An 11,923-nucleotide genomic window follows, 5' to 3' on the forward strand; every position below is an offset into this window, starting at 1 on the left:
TCGGTGCTAGACTGATATTTGAGTAAGCCAGACAGGAGCCAGAAAAAGATATTTATCAGAAAAGTCATGAGCAAGCTAGAGGTTTAAAGACTGAGCGGGTTCCAATTATTTTTATTAATAAATATTTTACACAATTCATACCAGGTAAGCAAGAGGGCTACGCCACTACTACCGAATCATTACCAAATTGCTAAATAGACTCAATAGAGTCATAATAATCATAATCAACTGGATTTATGGCATCAAAACAATGATTAGAGTTGCCGATTATATTGCCCAGACCCTTGTCAATCACGGCCTTCATCATATTTTCTTAGTGACAGGTGGCGGTGCCATGCACCTCAACGATGCCATCGGGCGCTGCCAAGGCTTGAGTTATATTTGTTGTCACCATGAACAAGCCTGTGCCATGGCAGCAGAAGCTTATGCTAGGGTTACTGGCAAGATCGGGTGTATTAATGTCACCACTGGACCGGGGGGTATTAATGCCTTAAATGGAGTTTTTGGGGCTTGGACAGATTCTATTCCTATGCTAATAGTATCGGGACAGGTAAAGCGAGAAACCTGCCTAGCAACCTACAACCTTCCTCGGTTGAGACAACTGGGGGATCAGGAAGCAGATATTGTTAGCATGGTTAAAGGAATTACGAAGTATGCCGTTCTGATTGATGATCCCCAATCGATTCGATTCCATTTAGAAAAAGCTCTACATTTAGCTGTTTCGGGTCGTCCGGGTCCTTGCTGGATTGATGTTCCCATTGACGTACAGGGGAGTAAAATCGATGAAAGTCAATTACAAGGTTACGACCCCTCAGAGGATGGAGAACTATGGGATTTACGGTTAATTCAACAACAATGCCGTGAGGTAATTAATCGGTTGAAAAACTCTCCCAGACCTGTGATTATGGCAGGCAGCGGTGTGCGAATTGGCGGCGCTGTTGAAATTTTTGAGAAAGTTATCCAAAGGTTGGGAATCCCAGTTACTACGGCTTGGACTCATGATATAATCGCCTCTGATAACCCTTTGTATTGCGGTCGTCCGGGTACAATTGGAGATCGCCCTGGCAATTTTACCGTTCAAAATGCAGAAACTGTACTGATTCTTGGGAGCCGTCTAAATATTCGTCAAGTCAGTTACAATTGGCAGTCTTTTGCTCGCTGTGCCTTTAAGATTCAAGTGGATGCTGATCAAGCAGAATTAGACAAACCGACAATTAAACCTGACCTGCCAATTCATTGTGATGTAAAAGTTTTTCTGGAAGAATTAAACCGCCAATTGGATGAAGATAATTTCGACCCCGAAAGTCATTCTGATTGGTTGGCCTGGTGCCAAGAAAGGGTTCAACGTTATCCGATCTTTTTACCCCAAAAACATCAGTCCCAAGAAAATGCCATTAATCCCTATCATTTGATGAACACCTTATTTAAGTGTTTAGATAAGGATGATGTGATTGTCTGTGGTGATGGGATGGCCTGTGTTGTTACTTTTCAGTCAGCAATTATCCAAAAAGGACAAAAATTGTTTTCTAACTCCGGCAGTGCCTCAATGGGGTACGATTTGCCAGCTGCCGTGGGGGCAGCCATCGCTCAACAAGGCAAACGGGTTATCTGTTTTGCTGGAGATGGTAGTCTTCAGATGAATATCCAAGAACTCCAAACCGTCGTCCACCATCAACTTCCCATCAAAATCTTTGTTCTTAATAATGGTGGTTATCTATCGATTAGAGCAACCCAGATTAACTTTTTTGGCAAGTTAGTTGGAGAAAGCTCTCAGAGTGGCGTGTCCTTTCCTGATATTGTTAAAGTTGCTGAAGCTTATGGCATTCCTGCGACAAGAATTAATTCTCCTGATTTTCAGTCTCAACTGATGGAGGTACTTGAGCAACCCGGTCCAGTGGTGTGTGAAATCATGTTAGATACTCAACAATTATTTGAGCCTAAATTGAGTTCAAGACAACTACCTGATGGCAGAATGGTTTCATCCCCCCTAGAGGATATGGCTCCTTTCTTAGATAGGGAAGAACTCTTGAGCAATTTATTAATTCCACCGGTGGAGAATTAATGATTAGAAAATACTTCCCTCACCGGACAGAATCTTATTATTTTATTGATGGATGGTTCACTTGTAAGTAATGTATATTCTCAAAAAGGCTAAATTGGTTAACCTGATTAAAAAACATAAATTTGCCCGTTTTTTGCTGGTTGGTGCAATAAATACCCTGTTTGGTTATTTTTTATATGGTAGTCTTATACTGATAGGAATGGATTATAAGTACGCTGTCCTGCTGGCCACTATTCTGGGGGTTTTATTTAACTTTCAAACCACGGGAAGACTGGTTTTTGGCAGCAAAAACAACAAATTGATGTTTCGTTTTGTCTTAGTTTATGTGGTGACTTTTCTCTTGAACGTTGAGGCCCTGAGAATTGTTGATGCTATTGATATTGACATCGAGCAAAAAACTAAAATGTTAATCGCTGGTGCTATCTTGGTTCTTCCCATGGCTGTCATCTCTTTTGTTTTAATGAAATTATTTGTTTTTAGGGAAGGATCACAATGAAAAAAATTACTGTAATGACTCCTTGTTATAATGAAGAAGGAAATATTGAAGACCTTTACCTGCGAGTTAAAGAAGTCTTTAATCAGTTACCTAACTATGAGTATGAACATCTTTTTATCGATAACGCTTCCCAAGATAAAACTGTAGATGAATTAAAAATAATTGCTCAAAAAGACCCCAGGGTAAAGGTCATCGTTAATGCTAGAAATTTCGGTCCGGTTCGTTCTGGTTACTATGGTATTCTTCAGTGTTACGGGGATGCGGTTATTCCTATTGTAGCAGATCTGCAAGACCCTCCCGAATTAATCCTAGAATTTGTCAAGAAGTGGGCAGAAGGCTATAAAGTTGTTAAAGCGGTTAAAGCTCCGATGAAAGAAGGAGCTTTTTTCTATTTTGCTAGACAAATTTTTTATTCTTTAATGGATCATCTTTCAGATATAAAAGTTACTAGAAATTTTACAGGTTTCGGGTTATATGATCGCAAAGTCATCAATGTTCTACGAGAGATTAACGATCCCTATCCCTATTTTAGGGGACTCATTGAAGAGTTGGGTTTTGAAAGTTTCTCTTTTGAATATCAACAGCAACGGCGAAAACGGGGTATAAGTAGTTACAACTTCTATCGATACTATAGCGATGCGATGCTGGGTATTACCAGTCACTCCCAAGTTCCCCTCAGACTGGCCACCATGTTAGGCTTTGCTTTGTCCCTCTTGAGTTTGCTAGTGGCGTTAGGTTATTTAATCGCCAAATTGTTGTTCTGGGATTATTTTCCTTTAGGAACCGCACCAATCATGGTCGGACTATTTTTGCTCGCTTCTGTGCAACTATTTTTTATCGGCATTATTGGGGAATATATCGGATTAATGCACATGAGAATTTTAAAAAGGCCTTTAGTTGTCGAACGTGAAAGAATCAACTTTGAGTGAGTGAATATATTTGTTATACTAACTTAATCTTGGAGGAAAATATAGTATGGTAATGGTTGGAATATAAGGTTTTCTTAAAAGAAAAAATACTTGTATATTGACCCCTAGAGAGTGAGAAAATGGCAAACAACAAAATTGATTTACGGTGGTGGCTAAGAATACATTGGCTTAATGCACATGAGAATTTTAAAAAGACTTTTAGTGGTCGAACCTGAAAGAATCAACTTTTATTTTTCTCCTTGGCAGTCCATAGTAATTTAGAAAATAGAGTATTGTTTTCCAGGGATTAGAAATCTGGCAGAAACCAGCTATCTTAATCGTGAGGTACGAAGTTTTAGTTTTGGGGAGTCGGTGGTCAATCCCAAATTAGTTTATACTTCATCTTTATGAGAAAGGCTGTATCTATAATCACGGTTTTATCCCTAGAAAAGTCCCTGTTTACTTAATAAAGAAAATTTGACAAATTTATATAATAATGCTTGGTAGTGAAGCTTCTCAATAATTGATTCCCCATGACTTGGTTATATAAAACCCCCGGTATTCCCGATGAATTGTTTGAACGTTTGCCCGGGATTCCCTTGAGTAAACGCGAGGTGAGATTATTGATGATTTCTGCTTTGAGGTTAGGTGATGGGGAGGTTTTCTGGGATATCGGGGCAGGAACCGGCACTATTCCCGTTGAAATTGGCTTATTATGCCCTAATAGTCCGATTATTGCCATTGAAAGGGATGAAGAAGTGGCCAGTTTAATCCGCCGTAATTGCGATCGCTTTGGGGTAAAAAATGTTACGGTTTTTGAAGGCAGCGCTCCCGATTGTCTGCCCAATATATCCCTAGCACCCGATCGCGTCTGTATCGAGGGCGGCAAACCGATTAAATCGGTCCTGCAAGAAGTGTGGCAATACCTGAAACCCAACGGCCGCATCGTGGCCACGGCCAATAATTTAGAAACCCTCTATCAATTTTCCGAAGGCTTTTCTAATTTACAGGCGCGTAATATCGAGATTGTCCAAGCGGCAGTAAATCGCCTAGAAACTAGGGGTATTCACCAAGTTTTTGCCGCCGTTGATCCCATGTTCATCCTGAGTGGCGATAAACTTTAATTGGGGATAACCTTCCATAAAGTTTTCTTAATCTATATAATTAGAACAATGCCGCCTAACTTCTCTGGATTAACCATGCCTTGGCCACGCATTGTCAGCGCTATTTTTGCTATTGCCTTCGCACTGGGAATTATTATCGTTGGGGGTTGGTATTTCACCCTCGGCATCGGTGTTATCGTCTTTTTGGGACAATTAGAGTATTTTCGCCTAGTTCGCGCTAAAGGCATTGAACCGGCCGCTAAAACCACCCTCGTAGTTTCACAATTATTACTCCTGACGGCAACAATGGCGGCCCCCCTCACCGATGCCATGTTTCCCCTGGCTGGGGCGTTAATTTGTTTTTATCTGCTCTTTCAGCCTAAAATGGCGACAATTGCCGATATTTCCACCTCAATTCTCGGTCTGTTTTACGGTGGTTACTTACCTAGTTATTGGATTCGTTTACGGGTCGGTTTTTCTCCTGAAAGTAGTCCCGTCGCTATGGCCAGTAACTTACCCCTGATGGGATATTGGCCAGAATCGTGGATGGAACCGAAATTATTCCCGGCCGCTTTGACGGTGACTTTTCTAGCTTTCGGTTGCATTTGGGCCGCCGACATCGGAGCTTATATCATGGGAAAATGGTTAGGGAAAACCATTTTATCGCTGATTAGTCCCAAAAAAACGGTGGAAGGTTCCTTTTTTGGCATTTTAGGCAGTATAGCGGTGGCCGAGTTGGGTGCTTGGTATTTAGATTGGCCCTATTGGCAGCTGACGGGCCTAATTTTGGGCTTATTAATTGGTATTGTCAGTTTATTGGGCGATTTGACCGAATCGATGATGAAACGCGATGCTGGGGTCAAGGATTCCGGCCAGTTAATCCCCGGTCACGGTGGTATACTCGATCGCACTGATAGTTATGTCTTCACCGCTCCCCTAGTATATTATTTCGTCACTTTACTGCTGCCCTTGTTGCGCTAAGCTGTTGACCATCTATTCATCTTGATTCAGCAACACCTTGTATCTTCTCCGGTCGCTGCGCCCTTGGCAGTTCTCCAGTGCTAAATTAAAGATTAAACCCAAATTTGCGATTATGTCAGCAGTCGTCCATCCCCGGGGTAAAGTTTATCTTCTCGGTGCGGGAATCGGTCAGAGCAGTTTTCTCACCCTGCAAGCGCGAGCAATTTTAGCCACGGCCGAGGTTTTGCTGTACGATGCCCTAGTGGATAGTCAAATCTTCTCCCTCGTGCCGAAAACCTGTGTTTTAGTCGATGTAGGCAAACGGGGGGGGCAACCCGGGGCCGAGCAAAATCAGATTAATCGGATACTGGTTAATTATTGTCAAGAGGGAAAACGAGTTATTCGGCTTAAAAGTGGTGATCCAGGGGTTTTTGGGCGAGTATATCCTGAAATGTTAGCCTTAAAGCAGGCTGGCTGTGATTTTGAATTGATAACCGGTATTTCCTCCGCTTTGGCCGCTCCTTTATTGGCTGGAATTCCCCTGACCGAAAAGGATATTAGTCGCTGTTTTGCGGTCTTGAGCGCTCACGATCCTGAGTCTCTCGATTGGTCAGCTTTAGCTAAAATTGATACACTTGTACTACTAATGGCTGGTCAGTCTTTAGGGCAAATTATCGAGAAATTATGCGAAAATGGGCGGAATATTGACGACTCGATCGCTATTATCCGCCAAGCGGGACGCAAGGATCAACAAATTTGGCGCGGCACTTTAGAAAATATTCTCGCTCAAACCGCCGGGGTGTCCCTCTCACCCTCTATTATGGTCATTGGTCAAGTTGTGGCTCTGGCGATTATGTCCTCTCCCCCACCCCTAGGCGGTAAAACTATTGTTATTACCCGTGCCGCCGAGCAAACGAGTCAATTTAGCGAAATTTTGCAAAATCAAGGCGCAGAAGTCCTAGAAATGCCCGCTTTAGAGATTCGTCCCCCCGACCGTTGGCAAGGTTTAGACGATGCCATCGCTCAGTTAAAAGAGTTTGATTGGCTGATTTTAACTTCTGCCAATGCTGTTAATTTTTTCTTTGATCGCTTGACATTTTGGGGAAAAGATGCTAGGGCTTTAGCGAACGTAAAAATCGCCGTGGTGGGCAAAAAAACCAGCCAAGTTTTGCACTCACGGGGATTAAAGGCGGATTTCATCCCAGGGGATTTTGTCGCTGATGCTTTGGTAAACGAGTTTCCCGACCCGATTAGGGGGCAAAAATTCCTCTTTCCTCGCGTGGAAACGGGAGGCAGAGAGATATTAGTTAAGGAATTAACGGCCAAAGCCGGTCAGGTGACGGAAGTGGCCGCCTACGATTCCAGATGTCCAGCGCGCATGGATAGGGGCATCTGGGAAGCCTTTCGAGAGGGGAAAGTCGATATAGTAACCTTTGCCAGTTCCAAAACCGTCCAGAATTTTTATCGGTTATTGGAACAAGAAACGGCAGAATTATCGGTTAATTCCCTCTTAGAAAAAGTTTGTCTGGCTTCTATCGGTCCGCAAACTTCAAAAACCTGTCAAGAGTTATTTGGTCGTGTTGATATCGAGGCGCGAGAATATACCCTAGAAGGATTGACTAGCGCTTTAATCGAGTGGAGTAAGACCTGAGAGCCTCGCCACCGTAAAACAGACGGCGATTCCCAAACCTGACAATAAACAAAGCCATAAAAATCTAGAAATCTCCCCATGAGTAACCCTATTATCATTGAAACTGACTTAAAAGATATTCTCGCTAAACTTGACAATCGGTTAGAGCGAATCGAAACAAAACTAGAAGTATTGCCGAAAATAGAGGCCGAAGTTTCCCAACTCAAAGAAGATGTCAGAAACCTGAAGGGAATCGAAACAAAACTAGAAGTATTGCCGAAAATAGAGACCGAAGTTTCCCAACTCAAAGAAGATGTCAAAGACTTGAAAGAAAGGGCAACGGCTCAAATATGGGCTTTGATAGTCACTGTTATCGGTGCAACTGTTGCAGCAATTATCAAATTCGGTTTTCTGACTAAAACTTAAATCATCATCAAAAACTAAGTTGGAACTAGACAAGTTCCAACCAGTAACAAAAAATTGACCTTGAATATTAACGACGGATTGGTGCCATCGCACCGTCGGCAGCAGCGCGAAAAGGTTCCACTGCCTCGCTATAATCGATCGGTAAAATAGCCACTACGTTATCGTGAGGACGGGGAATAATTACCCAGGTTTCTAAAGCTGCCCCCTCGGTTTTATTGACGGCTTCAATGCCGGCAGCCATAGCGGTTTTTACCTCCTGTACATCCCCGCGAATATTGAGGGTAAAACGGGCGCTTCCTGCCCTTAAATAACCAACAATCGTGATCCGTCCTGCTTTTACCATCGCATCGGCGGCCGCTAGAATACCGGGGAAACCTTTGGTCTCGATCGATCCCACCGCGGGTTGGGCTGTCATAAATTAACTCCTAATAACAACAATCAGATAAGTTCAATTGATAGAATCCAATCTATTTTCCAGTCTTTAACTATAGTCTAGTTTGGGGCCAATCCCTAGGGAAATTAACTGCGAAAACGGTCCGACTTAGGCGTATGCTGCACTGGTAAAACCGCCAGGACATTTTCTGGAGGATTCGGTACGATGTAATGACTGACCACATTGCCACCAAAAGCGGTCATCGCTGCCGCTAATCCTGCCTCTACTGCCGGTTTAACCTCGGAAATCGGGCCGCGAATCGCCACCAAAAATTCGCCCCTTTCCGCTAGATCAAAATAAACTAGGGTGACTCGTCCCCCTTTAACCATGGCATCCGCCGCCGCTAAAACGGGGGGAAAACCCAACGTTTGAATGACTCCGACCGCCTCGGGCATTTTTCCTGATCTCCTGCGAAAGCAACTTTACATTATACCCCGAACCTGTCTTTATATTTTCTTCTGCAAATCCCCGACCGATCGAGCCTGTTTTTTCTCCAAATACTGTTGATGGGACTGATCGGCCAGATAATAATCTCCTGCGGGTTCGATCAAAGTAACGATATGCTGCTGAAACTTTGCCGATAGTTGTAGTTGACGCTTGGAGGCAGTGGCGATTAACTTTTGTTCTGGGGTGTGATAGAAAATAATCGATCGATATTGTTCTCCCCGGTCCGGTCCTTGGCGATTTAACTGAGTCGGATCGTGAATTGACCAAAAAACGGCTAATAACGCCTCGTAACTTATTTCTTGGGGATTATAGGCAATTTGTGCCACTTCCGCATGACCGGTAATTCGTGATAACACATCGAGATAACTAGGATTGGGAAAATGTCCCCCCATATAACCCACGGAAGTGGCTAAAACCCCCGATAAACGCCGAAATGCGTCCTCAGTTTTCCAAAAACAGCCGGCCCCAAAGGTAGCTTTTTCGCCGTTATTCATTTCTCCTCACATCCTTGGCAAATTCTACAACTGCTTTTGTAATTGTCTCGCTTAAATTAGCATAAACTTTGGCAAAAGGGGGAGCTTTTTCGGTTAATCCTAGGATATCCGCCGTTACCAACACCTGACCATCACAATCTTCCCCCGCACCGATACCAATCGTCGGGATAATCAATTTATCGGTAATAGTAGCGGCTAAATTGGCGGGAATATGTTCCAAAACCAGGGCAAATACTCCCGCTTTCTCCAAGGCTAAAGCTTCCTCGATTAATCTTTGTGCATCCGATGGAGTTTTTCCCTGCTGACGGTATCCTAACCGATGCACCGACTGGGGAGTTAATCCGATATGACCCATAACAGGGATGCCTATCTCGGTTAAACGGCTAATCGTCTCGATCATAGCGGGATAACCTCCCTCTAATTTTACCCCTTGCACTCCCGCTTCCTTTAACATCCTTCCCGCCGAGTTAATTGCCTGACTGACACTTTCCTGATAGCTGAGAAAAGGCAAATCACAGACAACTAAAGCTTGTTTCACCCCGCGAGACACGGCCGCCGCGTGGTGAATCATCGCCTCTAGGGTGATCGGTAAAGTGGTAGGATAGCCCAAAGCGGTCATAGCTAAGGAATCTCCTACCAGGATAATATCAATTCCCGCTTGATCGAGCAGTCGCGCGATCGGATAATCCCAAGCTGTGAGGGTGACAATCGCGCGTTTTTGCTGTTTCCACTCGATTAATTTGCTGGTGGTGACTGCCATTGTTTATTCACTGCGGACAGCTTCGAGGATACGGGAAAAATAGAAACGAGTGCTAGTCATACTCGTCCGTTCAATTTTAAAGCCATTTTCGTTGAGAGCGGCGACAATAGTTTTTTCCTTGTGTTGATAGGCGCGAGTGGTTTTACTCGGACCGGGGAAAAATTGACCAATTTTCTTGAGAATGGTTAATAAACAGGTTTTAGGGGCAAAACTGAGGATTAAACGGGATTGAGCTAGGGATCCCAGGTGTTTAATCATGCCTAAGGCTTCTTCTGTGGGATAGTGAATGAGAACATCAAGACAGATGACCGTGTGATATTGGCCGGTTAATGCTTCTAAATCTTGAACGGTAAAGGTGAGTTTACCAGTATCTGCTAACTCTTTGGCCGCTCTTTCCTTAGCTTCTGTCACCATTTTCTCAGAAATATCACTGGCGAAAATAGTTGCGCCCGCTTTAGCGAGGGGAATACTAAGACTACCGACTCCACAACCAGCATCACAGATTGAGAGATTAGGCAAATTGTCATCACTTTCTAACCAACCGATAACGGTATCGAGCGTCTGTTGATGACCGATGCGAATATCTTTTTGTACTTTGTTAACTTCGCCATCCCCATAAATCCGGCGCCAGCGATCGAATCCTGTGGCGTTAAAATAGTCCTTGACTATGGCTTTATCGTCTAATGTGTTGGTCATAACGAAATCTAAACGAGCGGAGATGGTTATTAGTTTATCGTACCGTGAAAGCTCTCAACCGTTGCCGCTGATAGCTGACTCCTGACTGCTAAGGAGAGGACCGGGAGCGATTGCAACTCTGTGGAAAAGCTTAATTTGTTTTCCGCTTCACCGTTAGTTAACCTAAAGTGAATATCATGTAATCGTCCCAAGATCGATTAGTAAGGGTTCCATGTCAATTATTACCCATAGAACTAAGATCGTAGCCACGATCGGCCCTGCCAGTAATTCGCCGGAAGTCCTCAAGGAGATGATCGGTGCGGGGATGAATGTAGCGCGGCTAAACTTTTCCCACGGTAGCTACGAGGATCATGCGAGAGTTGTTAGCCTTTTACGGCAAATTTCTCAAGAATTAGACAATCCTATCACTCTCTTGCAAGATTTACAAGGGCCAAAAATTCGCGTTGGTAATCTCCCCAACGGTTCGATTACCATCAACGACGGCGATTATCTCACCCTTGTACCCATGGATGAGTATCGAGGAGAAGCGAACACCGTTTCGATCGATTATCCCTATCTGGCCGAGGAAGCCAAGTTAGGTGAGCAAATTCTCCTTGATGATGGCTTATTAGAGCTAAAAATCGTTGAAATTAACGGAAAAGACCTAAAATGTCAAGTGTTGGAGGGAGGAATTCTCAAAAGTCGCAAGGGAGTCAATCTACCCCGTCTCAATTTGCGCTTACCTTCCATGACCGAAAAAGACAAACAAGACCTAGAATTTGGTCTTTCTCAGGGGGTTGATTGGGTTTCCCTCAGTTTTGTTCGTAAAGGAGAAGATATCAAGGCGATTAAGGCATTTTTAGCCGAGAGAAATCATGCGGATATGCCAGTGATGGCTAAAATTGAAAAACCGCAAGCGATCGAAAATTTGGAGTCAATTATCGAGGAATGTGACGGAATTATGGTGGCCCGGGGCGATTTGGGGGTAGAATTAAGTCCCGAAAAAGTCCCCATGTTGCAAAAACGCATTATCAAACTCTGCAACATGAAAACTATTCCCGTCATCACTGCCACCCAGATGTTAGAGAGCATGATTCACAATCCCCGACCGACTCGGGCCGAGGCCAGTGATGTGGCTAATGCGATTATCGATGGAACCGATGCGGTGATGTTATCGGGGGAATCAGCAGTGGGAGATTTTCCCGTCAAAGCTGTGGCTATGTTGGCCAAAATCGCCCATGATGTGGAAGCGGATGTGAAGTTTGATAATGCTCCCCCCAATCAGTCCGATGAAACTCACGCTCTCAGTGAGGCTTTAGTGGCGATCGATCAAACCCTTGATCTCCGTTATATTGTCACTTTTACCACCTCTGGCTACACTTCGCTACTGGCTTCTAAGGAACGTCCCTCGGTTCCCGTCATTGCCATGACTCCCAATAAACGAGTCTATCACCGTCTCAATCTAGTCTGGGGTGTGATCCCGATTCTTCTTGATCATCAGGTGTCCGTCTTTGAGGATGTGTTAAAGC

General features: G+C 43.9%; 13 protein-coding genes. 8 read left to right on the plus strand and 5 right to left on the minus strand.

The annotated features are described in order from the left end of the window. Positions 1-250 precede the first annotated feature (250 nt). From IQ242_RS06715 to IQ242_RS06745, 7 genes are all read left to right on the plus strand, one after another. Positions 251-2,062 (plus strand): thiamine pyrophosphate-binding protein, encoded by a 1,812-nt coding sequence (locus IQ242_RS06715; RefSeq protein WP_193959440.1) that lies wholly within the window; start codon positions 251-253, stop codon positions 2,060-2,062. A 70-nt stretch (positions 2,063-2,132) separates the two neighbouring features. Next, the gene (locus IQ242_RS06720; RefSeq protein ID WP_193959441.1) at positions 2,133-2,558 is read left to right on the plus strand and encodes a GtrA family protein; all 426 of its coding nucleotides are present in this window, start codon (positions 2,133-2,135) and stop codon (positions 2,556-2,558) included. Continuing rightward, positions 2,555-3,487, plus strand: coding sequence for a glycosyltransferase family 2 protein (locus tag IQ242_RS06725; protein WP_193959442.1), 933 nt, complete (start codon positions 2,555-2,557; stop codon positions 3,485-3,487). The genes IQ242_RS06720 and IQ242_RS06725 overlap by 4 nt, the downstream gene beginning before the upstream one ends. A gap of 512 nt (positions 3,488-3,999) precedes the next feature. Continuing rightward, on the plus strand, positions 4,000-4,590 hold the full coding sequence (cbiT, locus tag IQ242_RS06730) for a precorrin-6Y C5,15-methyltransferase subunit CbiT (protein WP_002741022.1): 591 nt from the start codon (positions 4,000-4,002) through the stop codon (positions 4,588-4,590). A gap of 48 nt (positions 4,591-4,638) precedes the next feature. Further along, complete coding sequence (locus tag IQ242_RS06735) at positions 4,639-5,550, plus strand: phosphatidate cytidylyltransferase (RefSeq protein WP_193959443.1); 912 nt, start codon at positions 4,639-4,641, stop codon at positions 5,548-5,550. A gap of 112 nt (positions 5,551-5,662) precedes the next feature. Continuing rightward, positions 5,663-7,180, plus strand: coding sequence for a uroporphyrinogen-III C-methyltransferase (gene cobA, locus IQ242_RS06740; RefSeq protein WP_193959444.1), 1,518 nt, complete (start codon positions 5,663-5,665; stop codon positions 7,178-7,180). Positions 7,181-7,258: 78 nt separating this feature from the next. Next, positions 7,259-7,585, plus strand: a complete 327-nt coding sequence (locus tag IQ242_RS06745; protein WP_193959445.1) for a hypothetical protein — start codon at positions 7,259-7,261, stop codon at positions 7,583-7,585. Between the two features lie 67 nt (positions 7,586-7,652). Here IQ242_RS06745 and IQ242_RS06750 read toward each other — a convergent pair whose 3' ends face one another. From IQ242_RS06750 to bchM, 5 genes are all read right to left on the minus strand, one after another. After that, positions 7,653-8,000, minus strand: coding sequence for a carbon dioxide-concentrating mechanism protein CcmK (locus IQ242_RS06750; protein ID WP_002733188.1), 348 nt, complete (start codon positions 7,998-8,000; stop codon positions 7,653-7,655). A gap of 104 nt (positions 8,001-8,104) precedes the next feature. Then, positions 8,105-8,413 (minus strand): carbon dioxide-concentrating mechanism protein CcmK, encoded by a 309-nt coding sequence (locus IQ242_RS06755; protein ID WP_002732196.1) that lies wholly within the window; start codon positions 8,411-8,413, stop codon positions 8,105-8,107. Positions 8,414-8,464: 51 nt separating this feature from the next. Next, positions 8,465-8,959, minus strand: a complete 495-nt coding sequence (gene msrA / locus IQ242_RS06760; protein WP_193959446.1) for a peptide-methionine (S)-S-oxide reductase MsrA — start codon at positions 8,957-8,959, stop codon at positions 8,465-8,467. Continuing rightward, positions 8,952-9,719: a 3-methyl-2-oxobutanoate hydroxymethyltransferase gene (panB, locus tag IQ242_RS06765; RefSeq protein WP_193959447.1), complete on the minus strand. Its 768-nt coding sequence runs from the start codon at positions 9,717-9,719 to the stop codon at positions 8,952-8,954. The genes msrA and panB overlap by 8 nt, the downstream gene beginning before the upstream one ends. 3 nt (positions 9,720-9,722) lie before the next feature. Beyond that, positions 9,723-10,415 carry a magnesium protoporphyrin IX methyltransferase gene (gene bchM / locus IQ242_RS06770; RefSeq protein ID WP_193959448.1) on the minus strand — a complete coding sequence of 231 codons (693 nt, stop codon included), beginning with the start codon at positions 10,413-10,415 and terminating at the stop codon, positions 9,723-9,725. A gap of 211 nt (positions 10,416-10,626) precedes the next feature. Here bchM and pyk point away from each other — a divergent pair. Beyond that, a partial coding sequence (gene pyk / locus IQ242_RS06775) for a pyruvate kinase (RefSeq protein ID WP_193959449.1) occupies positions 10,627-11,923 on the plus strand: 1,297 nt, incomplete at its 3' end.

Source organism: Microcystis sp. LEGE 08355 (assembly GCF_015207185.1).
Taxonomy (GTDB): Bacteria; Cyanobacteriota; Cyanobacteriia; order Cyanobacteriales; family Microcystaceae; genus Microcystis; species Microcystis panniformis.